At 39.2% G+C, this 22038-nt stretch carries 17 protein-coding genes; 10 read left to right on the forward strand and 7 right to left on the reverse strand.

Annotated features, from left to right (window positions below; genetic code table 11):
- Positions 1–77 precede the first annotated feature (77 nt).
- The 3 genes from ACM03V_RS14825 to ACM03V_RS14835 all read right to left on the reverse strand — a co-directional run bounded on the left by ACM03V_RS14825 (position 78) and on the right by ACM03V_RS14835 (position 981).
- A complete protein-coding gene (locus ACM03V_RS14825) occupies positions 78–539 on the reverse strand; it encodes a transposase (protein ID WP_414621557.1) in 462 nt (153 codons plus the stop codon).
- Between the two features lie 4 nt (positions 540–543).
- On the reverse strand, positions 544–741 hold the full coding sequence (locus tag ACM03V_RS14830; protein WP_414621624.1) for an AAA family ATPase: 198 nt from the start codon (positions 739–741) through the stop codon (positions 544–546).
- A gap of 87 nt (positions 742–828) precedes the next feature.
- Positions 829–981: a hypothetical protein gene (locus ACM03V_RS14835; protein WP_414621558.1), complete on the reverse strand. Its 153-nt coding sequence runs from the start codon at positions 979–981 to the stop codon at positions 829–831.
- A 27-nt stretch (positions 982–1008) separates the two neighbouring features.
- On the opposite strand from ACM03V_RS14835, the gene ACM03V_RS14840 reads away from it, so the two are divergent.
- The 3 genes from ACM03V_RS14840 to ACM03V_RS14850 all read left to right on the forward strand — a co-directional run bounded on the left by ACM03V_RS14840 (position 1009) and on the right by ACM03V_RS14850 (position 2441).
- The gene (locus ACM03V_RS14840) at positions 1009–1143 is read left to right on the forward strand and encodes a hypothetical protein (protein ID WP_414621559.1); all 135 of its coding nucleotides are present in this window, start codon (positions 1009–1011) and stop codon (positions 1141–1143) included.
- Between the two features lie 67 nt (positions 1144–1210).
- Positions 1211–1513: a hypothetical protein gene (locus tag ACM03V_RS14845; RefSeq protein WP_414621560.1), complete on the forward strand. Its 303-nt coding sequence runs from the start codon at positions 1211–1213 to the stop codon at positions 1511–1513.
- Entirely contained in the window at positions 1467–2441 is a 975-nt protein-coding gene (locus ACM03V_RS14850) for a hypothetical protein (protein WP_414621561.1), read from the forward strand. The genes ACM03V_RS14845 and ACM03V_RS14850 overlap by 47 nt, the downstream gene beginning before the upstream one ends.
- A gap of 474 nt (positions 2442–2915) precedes the next feature.
- Here ACM03V_RS14850 and ACM03V_RS14855 read toward each other — a convergent pair whose 3' ends face one another.
- Entirely contained in the window at positions 2916–3296 is a 381-nt protein-coding gene (locus tag ACM03V_RS14855) for a VOC family protein (protein ID WP_414621562.1), read from the reverse strand.
- A gap of 769 nt (positions 3297–4065) precedes the next feature.
- On the opposite strand from ACM03V_RS14855, the gene ACM03V_RS14860 reads away from it, so the two are divergent.
- The gene (locus ACM03V_RS14860; protein ID WP_414621563.1) at positions 4066–5661 is read left to right on the forward strand and encodes a CHAT domain-containing protein; all 1596 of its coding nucleotides are present in this window, start codon (positions 4066–4068) and stop codon (positions 5659–5661) included.
- Between the two features lie 14 nt (positions 5662–5675).
- Positions 5676–8108 carry a chloride channel protein gene (locus ACM03V_RS14865; RefSeq protein ID WP_414621564.1) on the forward strand — a complete coding sequence of 811 codons (2433 nt, stop codon included), beginning with the start codon at positions 5676–5678 and terminating at the stop codon, positions 8106–8108.
- A gap of 584 nt (positions 8109–8692) precedes the next feature.
- Here ACM03V_RS14865 and ACM03V_RS14870 read toward each other — a convergent pair.
- Positions 8693–11281: a choice-of-anchor U domain-containing protein gene (locus ACM03V_RS14870; RefSeq protein ID WP_414621565.1), complete on the reverse strand. Its 2589-nt coding sequence runs from the start codon at positions 11279–11281 to the stop codon at positions 8693–8695.
- Positions 11282–12513: 1232 nt separating this feature from the next.
- Here ACM03V_RS14870 and ACM03V_RS14875 point away from each other — a divergent pair.
- From ACM03V_RS14875 to ACM03V_RS14890, 4 genes are all read left to right on the forward strand, one after another.
- Positions 12514–13002, forward strand: a complete 489-nt coding sequence (locus ACM03V_RS14875; protein WP_414621566.1) for a hypothetical protein — start codon at positions 12514–12516, stop codon at positions 13000–13002.
- Between the two features lie 123 nt (positions 13003–13125).
- Complete coding sequence (locus ACM03V_RS14880; RefSeq protein ID WP_414621567.1) at positions 13126–13629, forward strand: hypothetical protein; 504 nt, start codon at positions 13126–13128, stop codon at positions 13627–13629.
- Between the two features lie 242 nt (positions 13630–13871).
- Positions 13872–14750: a calcium-binding protein gene (locus ACM03V_RS14885; RefSeq protein ID WP_414621568.1), complete on the forward strand. Its 879-nt coding sequence runs from the start codon at positions 13872–13874 to the stop codon at positions 14748–14750.
- A gap of 101 nt (positions 14751–14851) precedes the next feature.
- A complete protein-coding gene (locus tag ACM03V_RS14890; protein WP_414621569.1) occupies positions 14852–15529 on the forward strand; it encodes a hypothetical protein in 678 nt (225 codons plus the stop codon).
- Here the strand turns inward: ACM03V_RS14890 and ACM03V_RS14895 are convergent.
- Positions 15511–17316: a ShlB/FhaC/HecB family hemolysin secretion/activation protein gene (locus ACM03V_RS14895; protein WP_414621570.1), complete on the reverse strand. Its 1806-nt coding sequence runs from the start codon at positions 17314–17316 to the stop codon at positions 15511–15513. The two genes, ACM03V_RS14890 and ACM03V_RS14895, sit on opposite strands and share 19 nt — an antisense overlap.
- The gene (locus tag ACM03V_RS14900) at positions 17310–20279 is read right to left on the reverse strand and encodes a filamentous hemagglutinin N-terminal domain-containing protein (protein WP_414621571.1); all 2970 of its coding nucleotides are present in this window, start codon (positions 20277–20279) and stop codon (positions 17310–17312) included. Before ACM03V_RS14900 ends, ACM03V_RS14895 begins: the two co-directional genes overlap by 7 nt.
- A 176-nt stretch (positions 20280–20455) precedes the next feature.
- Between ACM03V_RS14900 and ACM03V_RS14905 the strand changes: the two genes are divergently transcribed.
- Positions 20456–22006 (forward strand): AAA family ATPase, encoded by a 1551-nt coding sequence (locus ACM03V_RS14905; RefSeq protein ID WP_414621572.1) that lies wholly within the window; start codon positions 20456–20458, stop codon positions 22004–22006.
- Positions 22007–22038 lie beyond the last annotated feature (32 nt).

Consider the following 22038-nt stretch of genomic DNA (forward strand, 5'->3'; position numbering starts at 1 on the left):
CGGTCAAGTTTAAAATTACTCCGAAAAGTAGAGCATTATTCGACATATCTTATAAATACAGTAATAATTATTAGCTTCTAAGAAACACATTCAGCAGGTGTTGGAATAGCAGTAAGTTCAAAGCCAAAAGTGTTCGCTTTTTTCTTGAGATTTTTAAGTATCCGTTCTCGGTACTGCTGCTCGTAGGCATCTATACCAGGGTCAGTATAAGCATCTCCAGATGTCCAAAGATGGTAGAAAATACGTGCTAGTTTATGAGCAGTAGCAGTGATTGCTTTCGGAGCGCCCATCCGTGACTGCATACGACGGTAGTATGCACCTAAAGCGGAGTTGCTGCGGCATAGAGTTTGTGCAGCCATGCGGAAAGCAGTTGCAGCGCGGTTGGCAACAAGACGAGTTTTGGAGCTTTTAACTTTGCCGCCAGTAATACGACTACCAGGGCACAAACCAAGCCATGAAGTAAAATGCTTGACTGTAGGAAAGCGTGTGGGGTCTAAACCAACTTCAGACAGTAGTACTAAGATGCTTAAAGAACCCAAACCGTCAATGGCTAGCCAAATGCATCATCAAAATTTCCTTACGTTCGTAAGCTTGAGGAAATCCCACGTAAAATATTTCATCAAATCTTCCCATCCTCGTTAACTCTGGTGGTAACACATCAAGTCTATTAAGAGTGCCAACCACAAACACCGCAGTCTTTTTATCTTGCAACGAAGTAAGCAAAGTTCCTAAAATTTGTATCGAAGGTCTATAACTGAGAACGTTTTACCCGAACCTGCTGCACCGATGGCAGAAATTCCTCTTTGAGCATCAGGAAAATATAACGTTCTATCTGGCTCTTTCCACCGGGAGCAGTTCTTGAGTAAACGTAGGTTTAGTTTTGAGTAATCCTTTCTCAAACCATTGTTTTTCAATTTGCGATCGTATATCGGGTGGAGTACCGACATAAAGCGCTACTGAGTTGCGGATTGGTTTAGCCATTTGAAGAGTAGCTTTACGTTTAGCCTTTTGTTTCTCGCGTTTACCACCCCAGTAACTGGTTGCGACTTTACCCTTATGATTACCGCCGGACAGGAAGTTAAAGATTGCGATCGCCGCGCTGCAACAGGGTTGGAATTACTCACCATTATTACAAATACTTGATGGGAATATTACTGAAGGCGGGATCTGGAAAGACCAGGAGATTCCTGACTATGCAAATGATTTAGCCTTGATTCGCCTGAAAATCCTGGAACGTCAAGAACGTTATCAAGAATACTTGTATTTAGCCAGATCGGAAGGACAAACTAAGCAATATTTAACTATGTTAGGGCGTTTGGGACGAGTGGAACAAGCTGTTACAACTGCTCAATCCCGAATGTCAACAATGGAAGAAGCTTTTGCTCTGGCTCAAACTTTACAGAGCCAAGGTGCATTACAACAAGCTTTAGAAATTGCCCAGCAAGGTTTTACTTTACCGGGAAATTGTGGCTATAACTTGGGAATTTGCGAAAGTCAATATTTTCCTTTATGAAGGATTAATTAAAGATGCAATTTCTTGTGTCAGCGAACTTCACTCTTACGATGCTGAATTAATTCAGCATTTAATTTATAAGATTACTGAAGAGGGAAAGCTAGGTGATCGGATTCGGGAATACGGCGAAACTAGAAAGTCTTTTGATAAATTCCGCGAAGACGGGTGGGAGCTTCCTTGGGAAGATGATGCTAACGTTTCTTTTGTGCGAAACGACGACAATACAGCAACTATTAACAAACTTGTAACTCCTACACCAGAGCCAGTACCTGCTCCTGTACCAGAGGGAGAACCCCCTATTTCCGATGAATTACCGATAACTCCTACTCCAGAGCCAGTACCTGTACCCACACCTACGCCCATACCAGAGGAAGAACCCAAACCTCCTGTTTCCGATGAATTACCTCCAATTATTCCTGAGATAAATAAACCTTTGCAAAATCCCCTAACGCTTTCAGGAGATTTCGACCTGCAATTTTGGGGTAAAAATCATGCGGATTTAATCGACTCAAAAGAATACGCTGGAGGCTCTCTTTCCTTCAGCGGAGATTCTTTTTTGGTTGATGCCCCAGCTTATGAAAACTCTTTTAAAGCTGCTTATAAAAACACAGAAGACAATATATGGCGATGGGAAGTCCCTTCTGATGATGGAATTGTTTCTTTAGGGACACTCATCTACAGAAATGATGAGCTTGAAGATGACTTTGGCGGGTCGGTTTCCAATCATGGTGCTAACTTCAAGCTAACTTTAGATAACCCAGTAGAAGGAATTTTTATGAAGGTTGTAACCGAACACGGGTGTTGGGTTACACTTACCGCCAATTTCTCCCGCGTTCTAGGGATAATCTTCAACTTCTACAGAAACATTGTCACCATCATAAAACCAAAGAAGACCACAAACCTTGGTTGTAAAAATGGGTACTCATGATAATATCTGTATTACTGAGGAACGGAGTGAGTCGAAAGATTCACGCTCCGTTTTGTAGCCAAGTCAGGGAGGTGAATTCCTGGCGATTGCATCCAGATAAGTCTCGCAAGCGTTGGTAAAAACGCTTTCTAAGTACGATGCATTGCGTTCATATGGCAACCTTTTGTTGCTCCCGCCAAGCAGTTAGTTTTTCTGTGTCTTGAACGGTGAATTATCGAAATCCCAAAAACTCACGAATTTCTACCCTATGTCGTTCAAAAGTTCTTCCTACCCACTCGTACTGTTTAGGCATTGAGCCGACATAAGAAGCATCACATGAATACTAAAAAAAATTAGGTGTTGAAACTCTTGATTTATCGTTAAGCAGTAGTTGGTAATTTGAAAAGTGAGCTACTACAACTTTCAATAAAATCCTTACACAAGAAAGCTTTTAAGCTTAACCCAGTTTTCTGTTCTAATGATACTCACGCCCCGTTATTTCAATCTCCAGGGAGGATTAATTCTGTTTTCTCCTGCATAGTACAGGCAAATTAGATTACCATCTGGGTCTTTGAGATAGGCTTCTTTCCATAACCATTCTTGTTCAACAGGTGGACTATCAAAAACATAACCAACTGCTTCTAGTTCTTTAACTGTTTCATCAAGGTTATCGCACTCAAAATAAATGGTTGTTGTGGAATTTGATGTTACACAATCAACAGCTTCTAAAGAAAAAGTAGCATCTCCATCTGGACAAAGAAAACGCGAATAATGTAAGTCAGGAGTTGCAACAATCTGAATCAGTCCTAATCTTTTGTAGAAGTTGACTGATGAAGCCATATCCGTAACTCCAATAGTGACTTGATTTAATCTCACTATTAAAATCCCTCCTCCTCCTGTTCGTCTTCTTGCTCTTGTTGCCGTAAGTTGCTAGCTCATATTTATTATTATCTCCACTTGCACATCTTTAAACATTGAAAAAGTCGCAGCGAAAATTAAAAAACATCAATTTAAAACGTACCTAAATTTTTACTACTCTAAACATCTATACCCGTATGCTTAGCATTATAACCAATACACTATGCACTTAAACTACCTTTAACTATCCATAAGTAAGCTAAAAGTAAGCATAAATTGCTTTTGGAGAAAAAACTTACTTTCTATATAACTCTATAACTAGGGCTTGCTGAATAAAATTATAAGTCTTGTCAGATAAGGCTTTCAAACCTTTTTCTTCCTTTCTTGTGCAAGAGGTCGCCATATACTGGCTCAAAATCCTTGCATTTTTTTTAGAAATTATTGCTCAAGTTTAGAATTCAAGCCGCAGAACCTAGTATTTTTCGAGCGGTGTGGGTTCTATTTTAGATTAAGTGGCTTTTTCAGCAAGCCCTAACTATTGCTGTATAAGGAATGTAGCTTGCGGAAAGGTTGACTGCTGCTTCGCAACCGGGGTAGGAGGTGTGGCGGCTGAAAGCCTCATGCAATGAGCTTTTGCTGCAATGCGTAAAAATAATTCTTAATTATTGCTTACTTTAAGCCTAAAGCCTGAAGGTTTATCGTTACCAATCTTCACAGACTTAGTAAGAAGAGAACTTTTTTATTTAGTGAATATACTACTTATGTAGGCAATGTTCACAGATTTTTAATGAGCAGTAATACTCAAGCCCGAAGAATACTAATCCTATCAGCAAATCCTAGAGGCACACATAAGCTTCGCCTTGATGAAGAAAAACGTGAAATTAAGGAGGGTCTAAAACGTTCTCAGCAGCGTGACCAGTATTCAATAGATACAGCAGAAGCAGTACGCTATAGGGACATACATAGAGCCATTCTGGAATATGAACCACATATTATTCACTTTTCGGGTCACGGAGTAGAGGAAAAAGGATTGGTGTTTGAAGATGAGGTAGGTCAAGTAAGGTTAGTGGATGCGGACGGAATAGCCGGATTGTTTGAACTGTTTGCTGACCAAGTTGAGTGTGTTGTTCTTAATGCTTGTTACTCGAAGTATCAGGGGGAGGAGATAGCTAAACATGTCAATTATGTGATTGGCATGAGTCAGGAAATTGGAGATAAAGCAGCAATTGAATTTGCCGTTGGCTTTTATGATGCTTTAGGATCTGGTAGAAATATTGAATTTGCTTACCAACTTGGTTGTAGAGTCATTAGGATGGCAGGAATTCCAGAGAACTTGACTCCTAAACTTCTTAAAAAAACTTTAAGTAAAACGGTTAACTTTACTGTAAATGAGGTAGTGGGTTTCAGCCAACCAGGCAGCAACTCCTTTAACTACGGAAGCCCTGTACCTCCAGAAAGCTTTTATGGACGATACCGAGTAATTGCTGATGTTAAAAACCGCATTGGTGCGATGACTGCCCAGTGCATTAACATTGTGGGGTTACGACGCAGCGGTAAGACTTCTTTACTGCGATACATTGAAGAGCGCCGTGAAGTTTTTTTTCCGCAGGAATACAAACCGTTAATTGTCAAGCTGGACTTGCAAGATAGTAGATTTCATACTTCAGAGGGAATTATTGAAGGGTTGCGGCGTTATATCCAAAAACGCATAGGAATAGAGCCTTGGGCGCAAGATGCAAATGAAGATCCTTATGCAGTGGAAGATGGGCTAATAGAACTGCGCGAGCAGGGTTATCGCTTGATTGTAATGCTAGATGAACTCGAACGCATTGGAGCAAGGCTAGAAGAGTTTCAAGGCTGGGGAGAAGACTGGCGTGCTAAGGCCTCAGATGGGCTGTTCGCTTTGGTAATTGCTAGTACACGTCCCTTAAGTGAAGTTTATAGTCGGATGAACTTGACTTCACCCTTCAGCAATATTTTCAGCACTACGATTTTGGGAGTTTTAGAAGAAGATGCTTGGCAACAATTGGTGCGAGATGGTTTTGCGCTAAAGACGTTAGATACGAAATATCTACGATGGATTGATGATTTAGCCGGTGGATTAGCGTATTACGTACAAATGGCAGCAGCAATGTTGTGGCAATTTGACAACTTGGAACAAGCGCGGGAGGAGTTTGTCTTTCAAGCCACATCCCGATTTATTGAGCTTTGGGATGATTTAAATGAACGAGAACGTCATGCACTGCTCTTTGCTGCCGGTGTTTCCGGAGTAGCTGAACCAACACAAGCAATTAGGAGCGCGCTTCGGCGATATGGTTTGCTACGCACAGATGGTCGCCTGTTTAGCAATGCTTTCGCCGAGTTTACCCGAGGTCAGCGATGAAGTACTTTGTTCTTATGAAACAGAAGTTAGGAGAAGCGATTACCTTTTTGACCAAAATTACTTCTATCTTGCAATTGCAATGGTTACGGAGATTTTTACCTCCTAAGCGTTTTGCTATTTTTGAAGCTTGTCTCATTGGTTTAGTTACAGGTATTTCTGCCATTTTATTAAGAATTGGAACGGGATGGCTTGGGACATGGCGAGTCCATAGTTCTTATATCTTGCCTGCATGGCTGGTTCTACCAGCAATTGGACTCTTCTTTGGATTTGTTGCAGGTACGCTGATTGAGCGCTTGGCACCAGAGGCATACAATGGCGGAATCATTCAGGTTAAGGCTGCACTTAGCGGTTCAACTATTGCACTGGATTTGCGGGTTGCTTTCGTTAAGTTCATGAGCGCACTTTTGGTAGTCAGCTCTGGGATGCCCTTGGGGTGGGATGAACCTGTTGTACACATAAGTTCTGCATTTAGTGCCCAGATAAGCCATTGGATTTCTAGTTCAGCATCCCAACGTCGGTATATGATAGCAGTTGGTGCAGGTGCGGGATTAGCAGCAGCTTTTAATGCTCCCATTACGGGTATACTTTTTGTTGGAGAAGGATTGCTCCAGGATTTATCGGGATTAAGTTTGGGAACAGCAATAATCGCTTCGTTTATTGGGGCGGTGGTTTTTCGGCTTTTCGGTGGTAGAAGTTTGCAGCTAAACCTGGAATTAATCGAGTCAACCAGCAGTTTTACTATTACAGAACTTCCTTTTTATTTGTTTTTAGGTATTTCAGCAGGTTTGCTGGCTGCATTATTCCGAAAAGGTTTACTGTTAAGCCTTAGCTACTATCGGAAATTACCCGTAGGTTTACCCTTAAGAATAGCTTTAGCTGGCTTGATTTCTGGCATCATCATCGCCGTACTACCCGAAACTTTCCGCATTAATAATACTGGTTTAAGACAATTTATTAATACTGGCGATCTAAGCGTTTACAGAGTTGCGCTAGTGTTTACAGCTCAATTTATTCTGACATTAGTCGCATTTGGTTCGGGAGCGCCGGGAGGATTATTTGCTCCGAGTCTTATATTAGGTTCTTGTTTGGGATACTTGGTTGGCTTTGTCGAATTTCAAATTTTGGGGATAAGTTCGCCTAATACTTACGCTTTGGTGGGAATGGGAGCATTTTTTAGCGCGGTGTTTAGAGTCCCAATTACCGCAATTATGATTATTTTTGAGATAACTAACGATTTCAATCTAGTACTACCTTTAATGATTGGTTCTGTTGTAGCTTATTGGATAGCTGAAAGTATAGCAAGCGGATCTATTTATGATGCAGTACTAGCACTGAATAATAACTATATAGAAGGCGAACTTATTAATCCCTTCCAATATGGCAACCCGCTAAGCCTTAATCGAGCATATCTTTTCAAAGGACGAATCTCTTTCACTAACCAAGTTGTTCAATTAGTGCTAGATCGTAGCCGTCCCACTGTTGTACTATACGGTCCACGTCGTGTTGGAAAAAGCTCTTTCCTGCTTAATCTACTGCATTTATTACCCCAGAACATATTGCCAGTCTACATTAATTTACAAAGTGCAGCTATTACAAATGATGAACCTTCTTTCTGCTTTTCGTTAGTACGATCAATTAGTCGTGATAGTCGTGGATTAGGAATAGAATTGCCTCCTATTCCGAAGCTTAATGAATTTCGCACAAACCCTTACATTCTTTTAGAAGAATGGTTAGATGAAGCGCTGCCACTATTAGGCTCGCGAAGTGTTATGCTTAATCTCGATGAGTTTGAAAAACTAGGTAGTGCAATTGCTGATGGACGTTTAAGCCTACGCCTGTTTGACGAACTCCGCAGTTTAATTCAGCATTATGAACAGTTACGATTTCTGCTTTCTGGAGTGCAGACTCTAAACGAACTTGGTCCCAACTGGAGCAGCTATTTTATAAGTGTTGTACCAATTGAAATGGTTTATTTAGAACGTAATGAGGCTTTTGAGTTACTAATTAATCCAGACCCACAGTTTAATCTACGATATCGAGCAGGAATTATTGATAAAATAATCACTTTAACACGCTGTCATCCATACCTCCTACAATTGATTGGTGCATCTATTGTTAATCAAGCCAGCTTGCAACATACTCGGCGGGTTAATTTTAATTTGCTCGAAACCGCCATAGAGGAGGCACTGACAACGGGTGAACCCTATTTCATGAATGTCTGGACTGAGTTTACTGGCAATTCCTCCGCAGAAATAGCGGTGGGTCAAGAATTATTGTTGGCGCTAGCGCGAGATTCTAAAGTAAGCTTAGTTGCAAACGATGAGGTAATACAAGTAGTTTTAGGAAGGTTACAGAGATACCATATTATCGAGCATATAAGCGGTAATTATAACTTTGAAGTTCCTCTTTTTAAGCGTTGGGTACGAGAAAGGGCAGTTCAAAACTAACAAGCGATATTTAAGCAAAAACTAAGGTAAAGCTGTAATACCATAAACTACATAATATTTAAGATGGTATAATAAATACCTAGTTTTTTTTGCGATATTCCATGCAAATCATTACCTCTGAAGAAAGTAACGTACCTTCTTAGGTGATTAATTGGTGTAGTACTTTCTGAGAGCGATGCTGTGTACCGTGACAATACCGCAGCGGTTATATTTTTGTATATACATCATGGGTACAACTCAACTTGATGTGTATCTGACTTTTCACGGGATGTGGAAAAGGTAGAAAAGGTTCGCGATTTTAAGTGGCGAACCATAATTATTTTTTGTACTTGGAAGTTTCCTCAAGTAAATCTTGTAATCCCTGCTTGATTGTTTCGAGTAACCGATAAGACAGCCTCTACTTTCGTTCGACGATTTATCTGTTCCAATTTTAAGTAGATGTCTCTCCACTCCCCCCTTGCAATCCAAAATCCAGCCACGAGCTTCCTGATGTAATATTTTGTGTTTTTTTTATTCTAAGTGTGGGTTTGGTGATCGCAATGGTTTTCATAAAATCGCGTTGGTCTCATGTTGAGTAGCAGCATTTAAATAATTTCTATAGCAATATCGTAAAAACCAGTATTATCTATAGTGTAGGTATCTCCTACTCCAAATGTTAACGCTCCACCTGGAGCATCAATCATAAAACTATAGGAATGGTCTGAGCTATAAGTTGGTAGAGATTGAGATTGAGGAAATAAAACTTCAGCAGGTTCTCCGTTAATATAAAGTCCAAACTCGTTTGCTAATACGGGAGTAATTTCGCTACCAGTGCTGTCGCTGAAACGATAAAAACTGTCACTGAATGATGCTCCTGCTGCTTGACCAGTACCAGTAATATCAATTTCTACTAAACCACTATAACTGTTGGTTGTTTTTACTGCTGAAGGACCTCCACTAAAAGGAGCCTTAATTTTTTCTGAGTTAATAGGAGGATTTTTAGTAAGTCCTGGTATACCCATGTGAGTGATAATAGAATCAGCAGTAGCGTCAATATCTCCCCTTTGACCATCAGAAAGATGGAGAATTACCAACTCATTTTCACCATCCCCATCCTTATCCTGAAATTCTGCTCCAGTCGTACCATCATAGAGAAATTCGTACCAACCTTGATTCGTATCGTATTTCCAATAGGTATTAGCGGTGACTCCTTCAGGGAGTAATAGATTGACTTTATTTGCACTACCATTCGTTATATTTTCAAGGTTAAAGTTGAGAAGGCCAAGGGGAAAGTTAGTATCTTGAGGAGCGTTAAGAGGAAGAGTATCGGTTACAGATACGTTGGAAAGAGTGGTTTTATTAGGAGAAGCAAGGGTAATAAAATCATTAGGATTATTGCTAATAGCACCTAATTTAGGGAAAGAAGCTACATTTGCTTGTTGGCTGTCAGGAGTACCGTCTTGATTTCTGTCTCCTGCTAGTTGTTCAATAGCGTCGAGAATACCATCGGTATCATTATCTTGGTCATAAGGTTCAATTGTAAAAGATTTAGCCCCACTCCAATAAGAATCTGTTGTAAATTCATCAGTATCCCTACCTGTAATTACAAGATGATAATCACCCGGATTTTTATAAAGTTCTCTCCAAGTCCACATCCCGTATTTGATATCTAACTTAGGTTTCCATTCTCCCTTTGTACCTGTACTATCAGGTGTCCACTCTCCATTTACAGACTTTTCAATGACTTTCTGAGAAAAATCTTCATTAAAAACTATAATCTCAAACGTATCATTGGCATTGTTGTTTCCTAATTGCCAAGTTATGCTTGGATTCCATTTCTTTATACCTAGAGATTCTTCTATTAAACCTAATAAACTTAATTTATCTTCTTCGATTTTTTCAACACTAGGGGAAACACCATATTCTTCAAAAATTTTTCCTAATTTTTCTCGTTTAGCATTGTCTGTTAATTGACTTGGTAAACCAAGGTAATCAAGATTATCTTTATTCTCTTCTTTGACGAAGAAATTCCATATATCATCAAGTTTATCTAACGATCCTTCCGGAATTTGTGTGTCAAGAATCCTATAAAGTGCTACGTGACCTACTGTACCTACTCCAGAATTAAAAACGACTTCGATCTGATCGTGAGGCTCATTTTTTCCATCGGCTAAATCCCATAAAATTCTCGAAACTGAAGCCTCGTCGCCTTCTCCTTTAGGATTAGATACAAATGAAAATCTTTTTGATTGCTTCGGATCAAGTTTGTTTTCTAAGTTAATATCAATGTCATGTTGTTTCGCAGTCACGAAAGTATCTGGCTTCCCATTCTTGTCACTTACATTAGGTAAATCTTTAGGAAGAAAACCTTCAGATGCTGCAACGTGCTGAATCGCAAGGGATAAATAATCGGCTAATCCTTCATTCCAAGCCATTAAACTCCCTTCCTCTTTCGACATTACTTTCCCAGTTTTAGTATCTATTCTACCAATACCACTTATTCCTCTTTGATGAGAAAGTTCTCCTAGAGAAAATCCAAGCTTATCTATTGCAGCTAGATAATGTCCAAATTCATGAAGAATTACATCCCAATCTTTCCAGTCTGGTTCTGCCCCTTTGATGTAGTATTGCGGTTCACCAACATAGGCACTTCCTTCACGACTGGGAAATCTTACATCTAGGCGAGGAAGAGCTCCAATTGAAGGAGATACTAATTCATGATATTGATACCCAACATTTATTGCATCAAAGATAGAAAATGCTTGATTTTTAAGACTATTTTGTGGAGTTTGAAGGTTTAGGATCGCTGTATTTCCGTATAAAGATGGATTTGATAAAAAGTCATTAGCCAGAACAAAATCAAAACCCGCTTGAAATACCGAAAGATTTAAAGAATTTGCGTCTTTTACTGTGAATGAATTTCCCTGACTCTCTGAGGGGTTATTTTGTGGCTTAATAATAATGAAGAGTTCTGTCTTACCACCTAAACCCCATAGTCCGTCAGAGAGAAGCTTACTTAAAGAAACTTTCAATTCGTAAGTTCCATCATCCTTTGTAAAACTATTAGCAAGACTATCATCATCAAATACATCATCTTCCCAAAGCTGAATTTGCGCGTTACGAATAGGATGTTCGTTTCCTGCACTATCTGTCCATTGAGCTTTCCCTTTTATCGTAATCAATGTTTCTGACATTTATATATCCTTATTTGCTTGCTTTCTTTAAAGTAAACCAGTCAAAACAAATATGATCGTACCATTTGTAATTTACATCTAATTAATTATTCATATAGTTTTAATAATAAGGAGAAGTTGTAATTAATTCGCGACTGGTAATCTCCTTATCAGAAATTTGTAAAATTTCCGTTTGGTTAAAAGTAAATACATTGCCCTCACCTTATAATTTGAAGGGAAAAAGCGATGTAATGTACTAATTATTTATCTACTAATCTTCTCTTCAAACCAAAACCGAGCAAAAAGCGAGATAAAATACTACAACTGTCCAAACGCTTATTCAGCAAACATTTCACCCCCATTTCCGCTAAGAACGAGCAGGGAAGATGCGAGACATCAATTCCCAAAAGTACTGTGGTTAAAGAATATATTACAATCTGTGACAGTTAATATTCTTACTTTTTACTTACTTATAAGCGTGCTACATTATTACATTGCAAAAGTGTCACATGAAATGTTGCTATTGTGATGATTTTCTGTGTCTAAAAATGTTAATTAATCTATCAATATGTCACTAGAACGATAACTTGGCAGCAAAGGACATCTTAGACGGGACTGTGCCAATACGGTTTTTTTGTACTCTAAGAAAATATTAAGAAGGCTAAAACTCATACTAAGCGAGCGTTTTAGACAATTGAAAAAATTGATTTTTTTGGCATTTACTGTCTAAAAGTAGTAAAAAGATTCTTCCAAAACATCAGACTGAAAGTCTTGCTTGATAGTACTTTTGGCAATTATCCTAATTCCATTCCTTAACGTGCAAAAACCGTCGTTTAGTGCGATGACTCCTGTAATACGATACGCCCTTGGCGTTAAGCTTCGCTTATCGCAAACTCAAAAATAGTGTTTTTCACGCTGATTTTGTTCAATATTTTAAGCATTACTGCTTATTGACAAATAATCAACTATCTTAACTTGTTACCAATGCCGAAGAACTGAGATTATTTGCAAGATTCAAAAATATTTCTGGCATTTTTATCTCTATTGCAGTTTTGTGCCATTGCTCATTACCATTCCTGCCAACAAACTGGTAGGAAGGGTTATTTTATCTATACAGTAACAGTTCTATCTTATAAGTGTCAGTAAAAACACCCTTAGGTTCAAACACCAAGCCCTAAAGCCAAAAAGCAATGATGGAAGTGTTTGAGTAAATGTTTCCAAAAAATTAAGAACTTAGTTGAATAGAGGTTATTATGCGACACTTTTTGAAGTCTGTGGTGACGATGACTGCTGTTTGTGCGATCGCATCTGTCCCAGTTTTATTAAAAACCGAGTCTGCTAGTGCGGATGAAGGAATGCGTGGGAGTTATGTAGGTATTGGTGTTAGTGCTGATGGAAGTGGTGCAGCAGCATCTGTAACGGGACGTATCGATTTAAAGCCAGTTTCGATACGAACTACTGTTACTGGTGCTTGTGATAGTGGTTTATGTGCAACTTTGGTAGTACCCACTGTCACCTATGATTTTGGTATTGGTAAAAATGCAAATATTTATGCAGGTCTTGGTGCTTCTGCGATTTCTTTAAGTGATAGTAATTCTTCTGTTTCTTTGGGTACTGGTGCTGTGGTGCAAGCTGGTGCTGAGGGAGCTATTAGCCAAAATGTTGTTCTCTATGGTGATGGAACTTATTTCACTAATGGAGGTGGAACACTTTGGAAGGTTGGTGTTGGCTATAAGTTTTAAAAGTGAATTAAATTTTGGGATTTAGAGATTGGAATAAACCTAGATTCTAAAATCTAAAACCCAAATTTATTCCATCATTATTTCACAGTTTGTAAACTTTTAGGAATGTAAAGAATCAAGACTATGAATTTAAAGAAATCTGCTTCACTGGGAATTTTATTTATTGGTATAACTGGATTATTCGGATTAGAGTCTGTTGAAGCAAGAAGTAACCCAAGTCAATCAATATATTCTCCAGAAAATTCTCGCTCTTTATCATATACTATTGCTCAAGTTGGAAATGCGAATAATCCAATATATGGAACCTGGAAATTAACCTATAGTGTTGATGCAGTTGTTTATGAAAGTACTTTGGTGATGAGTGGGTATAGCGGGGTGATGAGAACTAGATATTACAACCCTAATACTCAAAGAGCAGAAGTTATTAGACAAAATATGACACTTAAGTCAGTACCTAAAGGCTTATTTCTGATAGGTTCTAATCCCGTATATGACAGAACCTCTAAAAAGGCTGAAGACTACTCTCCCGATAACTTCTTGTTTTCAATTACTCCTGATGGACCAGTATTTTTGACTTGTGACAGGATGGAAAGATGTTCTTATGTGGAGTTAGAAGTTATTAAGTGACACTCTATATATGTCGATAGCAGTCAATTTCTGATGCTAGAGATAAGACCGATCGCTTTTGATTAAATCAAGCAACATTAGAGAAGAAGACATTTCCTAATCTCAGATTATTGAGCAATAAACTACTTGTAAATATGCGTCGTGGCTCTACAAGATTCTGTAGTTTATATCTGATGTTGCTTTGCTTTCAAAACAGACAGATTTTTGGCTTGATAAAAAACATTTGACACGGAGAAAAACAAATGACAATTTTTGGTACTAAGAACAACGACAGATTATTAGGTTCCACAGGTAATGATATTTTCGTTTCTTCTGCTGGGAATGATGTAATTAGTGGTGGAAGTGGTTTTGATACTGTTGATTATAGTAATTTTAGACAAGCAATTTCACTTTTTCCTCGTGGTGGGATTGGTAAAAGTAGTTTTGGTACTGACCAAATATTAAATGTTGAAAGAATCATTGCTCCTAATGTTCAAGGAAATACAATTAATGCTTCTAGTGGTTCAGGAGGAGCTTCTTTAAATGTTGATTTAAGTCAAAATAGACTTACTGTTAATAATGTACCGGGAATTGGTTCGTTGAATTTCCAAGTTGTGAATTTTACCAACGTGCTGGGAACTGGAAAGGGGGATAAAGTCATTGGTAATAATTTCAATAATACGATTGATGGTTTTGCTGGTAATGATTCACTTTTCGGTGGTGGTGGTAATGATTTATTGATTGGTTCTGCGGGGAATGATTTGGTTGTCGGTGATGCTGGTAATGATATTTTGCTGGGTAGCAATCAATTTTCACGGGGGAAAGGTGAATTTGATGTTTTAGTTGGTGGTAGCAATAATGATGCGTTTGTTTTAGGCGATCGCAGTGGGTCTTACTATGGTTTTGGTGGTAATGCAGATTATGCTCAAATTGCTGACTTATCTAGGGGAGATGTGATTAAGTTAGGAATTGGTGAAACTTATTTTGCTAGAGGAGATGCTGCTGGATTTGACTTATTTGTTGCAAGAGGTTCTGCTTTTGATTTAGTTGCAGATGTTTGCACTACCTTTGGAGCAAGTTTACCAGTTGGGACTTTCAACCTCGCTTCTGGTCAAAATTTGGGTATATTTTTGGGTGCTTAAATTTTAGCTGCTTTAAGGATGAATTTTCTACCCAAAACCCGTTTGATAAGATTTTTCGGGAAATGTGGGTAGTAATGATTAGCTTTGTGAGAGAGGTTACGATGCAAATTATTAGACCCACACACCGAAATTTTCACCGCAGACATGGGTTCATTTTATGGAAAAGATGGGTAATTGCAAATGTAGTTGCAGAGATTTTCAATTTCACTCTAATTGCGATCGCAAATAATGCAGTCACAATGTTTGAAGATGTGAATGCTAATGGGATTTTAATTTTAATCGGTTTAATTAGGGGTATTGTATTAGGAATTGCTCAATGTTTTGTTTTGCGTCACTATATCCGTCATTTCATTTATTGGTTAATTGGAACAATAATTGGAGCTTTTTTAGGATGGATAATATTGTTATTTACCAGTGTTATAACTGCCTTAGAATTGGCTTTGACTACTGAAGATTTACCAACTACATTAATGCTTGTCAGGTTATTGTGGCTCGGAGCTAGTATGGGGACAGTGATGGGTTTTGCTCAAGGTTTAGCAATCATGAAATGCCTAAGATTAAGCATAAAACAAATAGTATGCTTGGTTAATGCTAATGCCTTCGCTTATACTCTAAGTTTATTTTTGGGATTTAAGAGTATAGCTACAGGAAGTTTTTTACATTTAGTTATTACCGGAGCAATAATGGGAATTGTAAATGGAATGATTACAGGTTTAGTATTAATTAATTTGGTAAATTTACCACCAGCAAGATATGATTTTCATCGAAATGGTTGGTAATTTAAAGAGAAATAGAATCCGTTATCTTGCAGCGAATTCCCCTTATCTTTAACTCCAATTAAAGGAATCCCATAATCTAAACTGAGATTTAAATCGGGTGTAACTTGCCAACGCAAACCTGTACCTAGACTAGCAATTATACCAGGGTCTGGATTTTCAGCACGATTGTTCCACCCACCACCAATTTCAAAAAATGGCGTTAATTGAACTGTTTTCAGTTTACTGCTGAGGGGAAGACGAAATTCTACGGAGGCTAAAACTCCATTATCTGATACCAGTTGGTTTTGGCGATATCCCCTAACTGTATCCACACCACCAAGACTAAGTTTTTCTAAGGATAACAGCGAATCTGGAGTCAATTGGGTATTGAGACGAGCAAGCATTAAAGTTTTGGGAGATAACTGCTGTACCCATTGAAACTGTCCCAACCAAGAAAAGAAGCGTCCATCGATTCCTGAGTCGTTGACAGTTGCATCGAAAGCATCGATACCCAAACTAAATTGCGATCGCGCTGCTAAAACTTTCTTGGCATCCCGTTGTACCCAATCTTGACTAAATCGAATCACCGCAACTCTAGATTGACCATCTTCTGGTCCTTGGGAGAAGGAAAAGGGAATATCATCAAGTATGTAAGTTTGGCTGCGACGTACATCGAAGCCAATCCCTATACCAAATTCCCTTTCTACTGTTTGCATGAAGGGTTGACGAAACGCAATCGAAAAACTCTCAGAGTCGCTCCGGATACCTAATTCTTCAAAGTCGGATTCAATAATTTTGCTGTTATTGTTGCTATAGCGAAGACTGAGAGAACCATTACGGGCATTTACTGGTACGCTATAGCCTAAGCCGTATAAGTTTAATCCATCAGTTAATCCGTATTCAGCCGTGAATTTGTCTCCCACACCCAAGGGGTTATTGTAGCTGGTATAGACGCTACCTTGAATTGAGCCGACACTGGGAGATTGATTGTTAGCAATGATTATACCTCCATTAAATGCGGGAGCTTCTTTGAGAGTTACTTGTAAAATATTTAAACCAGGAGCGCGTCCTGCGGTTAATTGAGCATCTACTTGTTCTAGTAGGGGGTCAATTTGTAATAGTTGCAGTGCTTCCTCAAGGCGTTTTTTGTTTAATGGTGCTTTAGTGGCTATTTGCAAACGACTTCGTACATATCCTTCTCGTAAGCGGTTTAATCCGAGTATTTCTATGCCCTCTAACTTTCCTTCTGCTACTTGAATTGTGACAATACCTTGCTTGAATTCCTCACTATCAAAGAAAATAAATGCTCCGGAAGTGACGTAATTGTTGTCAAGATAAAGCTGGGTAATTTCAGTACGGAGTTCAATTAAATTTTCAAAAGTATATTCACCTTCATATTTATCTTGGAATGTTTTTATTTTTTTATTAATTTCTGTTTGTAGTACAGTATTACCTTTAACTTTGATTTCCTTAATTGGAAACTTCCGAGTTGTGGGAGAGGGTTGTTGTTGAGGGGGTTGTTGATTAGAAGGTGTTTGTAGTGGAGAAGTGGGAGCGGAGGAAGGAATTTCTGTTTGGGGAAGAGGTTCGGGGGGTTTAGGAATAGTTTCGATTTGTTCAGGAATATTTGGAGGAATATTAACACCAGCAGGGGGAGTTGATTGGGCTGTAGCGGTAAGAGAGATTGGATTAAAAGCGGCGATGCTCCAGCAGAGAGCCGCCCTTTGGGCGATCGCAAACACCGAAATGATAATTTTTTGAAGCATCTGTTGCACCGCTTTTGTATCTCCTTTGTATAAAATCAACATTCTTTACCAAGTACAAGCTTCCCATTTGGTAGTTCATATACTCCAGATGGTTCGATAACGGGGTCGCCAATTTGCCAGGGTCGTGTTTGTGTTGGTAATGTTGTTGATTCTGCTGGGATTGGTTGCACATCTCCAGTGGAATAGGAAGGAAGCGGAGCATCACCAGGACGTACAGGTACACCACCGGAACCTGTGATGAAGAAGGAACCGTTTTGTTGTTGATTTCTGCGGGCTATGCAACTATTGGCGATGAGAGCATTGGTGTCGATAGCGGTTTGGGGAAGTTTTCCAAGGTTGTTTTGTACGAAACTTGTATCTGGTAGAACAATTACACCAGATACAGCACCACTAGCGTTGATGTCTACTCGGTTATTACTGTCCAAGGTTAGTGGATTAGTACTGGGAGTTACGGGACGATAATTTTGTCCAAAGAAGGCTGGTGTATCAAAGGTGATATTACCACCTTTTCCGTCTTGAGCAAAAGCGAAGATGTCGCTGTCGTTGAAGGCGAGAATAGAATCTGCTGTGAGTTTTATGTCACCACCACCACCAGCACCACTCGAAACAAAGGTAGAAATATCGCTGTCACCGAAAAGTTGAATATCTCTGGCATCAATATTAATATCTCCTCCCGAAGATTGTGTGGAAGAGTTAGAGATACGACCATCTGATGCGTTTAGATTGTCATCAACCCGAATAGTAATTTTGCCAGCTTGTCCTTGATTGATACTTCGGGTAGATATTGCACCGCCATTAATATTCAACAGTCGGGTTGTCAATTTGATTTCACCTGCATCTGCACTTGAGGCTTCGTCTAAAGTTGCACTTTGTATACCACTCCTAAAACCTTCAGCAGAGATACCCAAGATTTCCACCGTATCGGCAGTAATATCGATGTTCCCAGCACGACCTTCCCCAATGGTAGAGGCTATTATTTGCGCTCCATCTTGGATAGTTAAGTTTTGAGTATCAAATATTTTGAGATTTCCAGCGGCACCAGTTCCCGAAGTTGATGTAGATAAGCGACTTCTATTGATAAGTTTTATGGAGTTGCTAGCTGTTAAAGCTATATTGCCTCCCTGACCTTGATCTGTAGTTGAAGATGTAATTAATGACTCATCCTGAGCTATAAATTCTCCAGTTTCTAACGTGATATTTCCACCAGAAGCAGAACCGAAAGTCGCAGTAGATATAATATTATTGTTTTCATCAGGTGATACTCCGCTTAATACTATTGATTTTGAAGCAAAGATGTTGATATTACCTGGTTTGGCTTGTTCAAAATTATTTGTATCTCCTGGATCAATCGTGTTAATTAAATTTTGGATAAAGGCAGTTAAAGCTTCTTGTAATGCAGGCTGACCATTACTAAGGATATTTATCGTACTATTAAATAAATTTATATCTACTGTTCTAGGATTAACAGTACTGCTAACAATATTAGTTCCTTCTCGGAGATTCAAGTTTTCAGTTTCTATTATAATATTACCCCCTGCTCCCGCTCCAAATGAAAATGTGCCTATCGCACTGTTATTCAAATTAACAGTATCGGTTGCTTTTAGATTTACACTACCAGCATTGCCTTGTCCTAGAAAACTTTGAGCAATTATAGATGATTGGTTTTGGAGATTTAATGTTTTAGTTTCAATTGTTATGTTTCCACCAGAACCTGTAGCTGCACTACCTCTACCAAGGGATAAAGTTACTAATGAGCTTGTATTGTTTAAGTTTATAGAGTTACTAGCTTTTAAACTAATATTACCTGCATTTCCTAAAGCTGCAAAGCTAAGGGTGTTAATACTAGAAGTATCCAGAATACTCAAATTATCGGTATCAATTAAAATATCGCCGCTATTCCCTAAACCAACTGTTGTTGCATTGATGTTAGAGAAATTTGATAGATTTAATTGTGCAGCTTGGATATTTATTCCCTTACCATTTTGATTGCCTATAGTAACTGAGGAAATACTACTATTTTCTGAAAGGCTGACATTATTACCTTGTATTTCAACTCTACCACCTCCAAGACCAGAAGTATTCAGAGAAGCTCTATTGGAAAGTACAATACTAGCTTTTGCTGTATCTATAGGAAATATTAAATCAAAATTATTTCCATCTATATCGAGTTGCACTATGCCTGGACTAGCCAAACCTCCTAATTCAATTTTTCCTTCAGGAGCATTTAAAATCCCTCCAGTAAGATTTATATTGCCACCCAAAAATAGTAAACTTCGATTATTCGCTACTTGTAGTCCACTAATGGCAGAGGGATTAGTATTGTTAGCGCTTCTAGACAGGTTAATAATAGGTGCTGCGTTTATTTGATTGAAGAAAAAAGCTGACGGATTAACCGTCAAAACTTGGGAAGGTTGACCACCAGAGGCATTAAAAGAACCGCGATCGCCAAATTGAATCCCGTTGACAGTAGTCGCCACAAACGAACCACCTACATCTAATCTGGAATTTTCCCCGAAAATAATCCCATTGGGATTTATTAGAAACAGGTTGGCATTTGAAGGGCCAAAGTTATCACCAACCGCTTGAATAGTACCCAATGTACCCAAAATCTCAGACCGATTACTTCCAGTTACCCGCGTCAAAACATTCGCAATACTGGCATTGGGAATAAAAAAGTAAGCTCCCCGTCCAGCACTGACGTTAAACTCTCGAAAACTGTGGAATAAATTTTGCTCCCGTTGCGCTCCACCTGTAATTAATTCGTTGGGAATGCCACCAAGATTAAATATGACATTAGAGCTTTCAGACGAGAGTGTATTATCCGGTACTAAATTACTTTGAGCCAAAACTGGGCATTGGGAACCCGTAAAAGGGGAAAAGAGAATTGACGCAAGCAACAGAGCCTTACGTCCCTGCCACATCATATCCCTGCATCCCAACAGAACCGAAGCAGGCGATACTTCAAGAAAATGCCACACTTTCCCACTCCAGCCCAATTTTTGCACTTTTCCCTTTCCCACACATAAAAGTTTTAAATTTAATAGGAAAACTAGTATTTACACTGATTCTCTTCCTCACAATATCACGTGACAACTTTACAGAAAAGAAAATTAGCAATTAAAAATAGCTGCAACCCGAAGCGCTACACTAAGGACATCCCAACAACAGTAATCAAATCCCTATGCCTCGTTGGTTTAACACCGCAGGTCCTTGTAAAGCCGACATTCACTATATGCTACCGCCAACTGTGAGGTTGCCGAATTTGGAGCGACTAATTGCCCAAGAAAGCTATTTTGTCATCCATGCTCCCCGCCAAACGGGTAAAACGACGGCAATGCTGGCTTTGGCGAAACAACTTACAGAAAGCGGAAACTACGCGGCAGTCATGGTATCTGCGGAAGTTGGCGCTCCATTTAGTGATGACCCTGGAACAGCCGAATTAGCAATTCTTGGTGCTTGGAGTGATGCGATCGCAATCCGTTTACCCCAAGAACTACAACCACCTACTTGGAAGTTTGAGGATGCAGGACAAAGGATTCGATCTAGTTTACAGGCATGGGCGCAAGCTTCACCAAGACATGTTGTATTATTTATAGATGAAATCGACTCTTTGCAGGACAAAGCACTAATTTCGATTTTGCGGCAGTTACGTGATGGTTATCCCGAACGTCCAAAAAACTTTCCTTTATCTGTTGGGTTAATTGGTTTACGAGATGTGCGAGATTATAAGGTTGCTTCTGGTGGAAGTGATCGCTTAAATACAGCAAGCCCCTTTAATATCAAAGTCCGCTCCCTCACCTTGAGAGATTTTAATGCCACTGAAGTTGAACAATTATACCAACAACATACTGAAGACACGGGACAAGTTTTTACCCCGGAAGCGATCGCAACAGCATTTGATTTGACCCAGGGACAACCTTGGTTGGTAAATGCCCTTGCTAAAGAAATTGTTGAAGAGATGGTGATGGATGTAAATGTAGCAATTACACCTGAGCATATTCACGCAGCCAAAGAAATACTAATTAAAAGGCAAGATACTCATCTTGATTCCCTTGCTGAAAGGCTGCGAGAACCAAGGGTAAAGGCAATTATTGAACCCATACTTGCAGGTTTAGAACTAGGTGATGTGCCAAATGATGATATTCAATTTGTCATCGACCTGGGCTTATGTAAAATGGACCCGTTAGGAGGACTTGCGATCGCTAATCCAATTTATCGGGAGGTTTTACCTAGAGTATTAACGGTGACACCGATGGCTTCTTTGCCTCAAATAGCACCTACTTGGTTAACTCAATCGGGGGAGTTAAATACGGATGACCTATTACAGGCGTTTTTAGCCTTTTGGCGACAACATGGGGAACCGTTACTTGGTAGCGCTTCTTACCATGAGATTGCCCCCCATTTGGTACTAATGGCATTTTTGCATCGGGTGGTGAATGGGGGTGGAACCCTAGAAAGGGAATATGCCATTGGACGCGATCGCATGGATTTATGTTTAAGATATGGCAAGATTACTCTAGGAATCGAGTTAAAAGCTTGGCGGGATAAAAGAAGAGACCCAATGGAATCGGGTATTGAGCAGTTAGATTCCTATTTGGCAAGGTTGGGGGTAAATTTTGGTTGGTTGATTATTTTCGATTTACGTGCCAAGGCTTTGCCCATTGACGAGCGATTAACAACTGAAGTCACAACTACGAAAAATGGGCGTTCTGTAACTATTGTTAGGGCTTAGTTGAGATATAAACCTCGTAAAAGTGGAGTTTT

It is taken from the genome of Calothrix sp. CCY 0018, assembly GCF_963920925.1.
Classification (GTDB): Bacteria; Cyanobacteriota; Cyanobacteriia; order Cyanobacteriales; family Nostocaceae; genus Rivularia.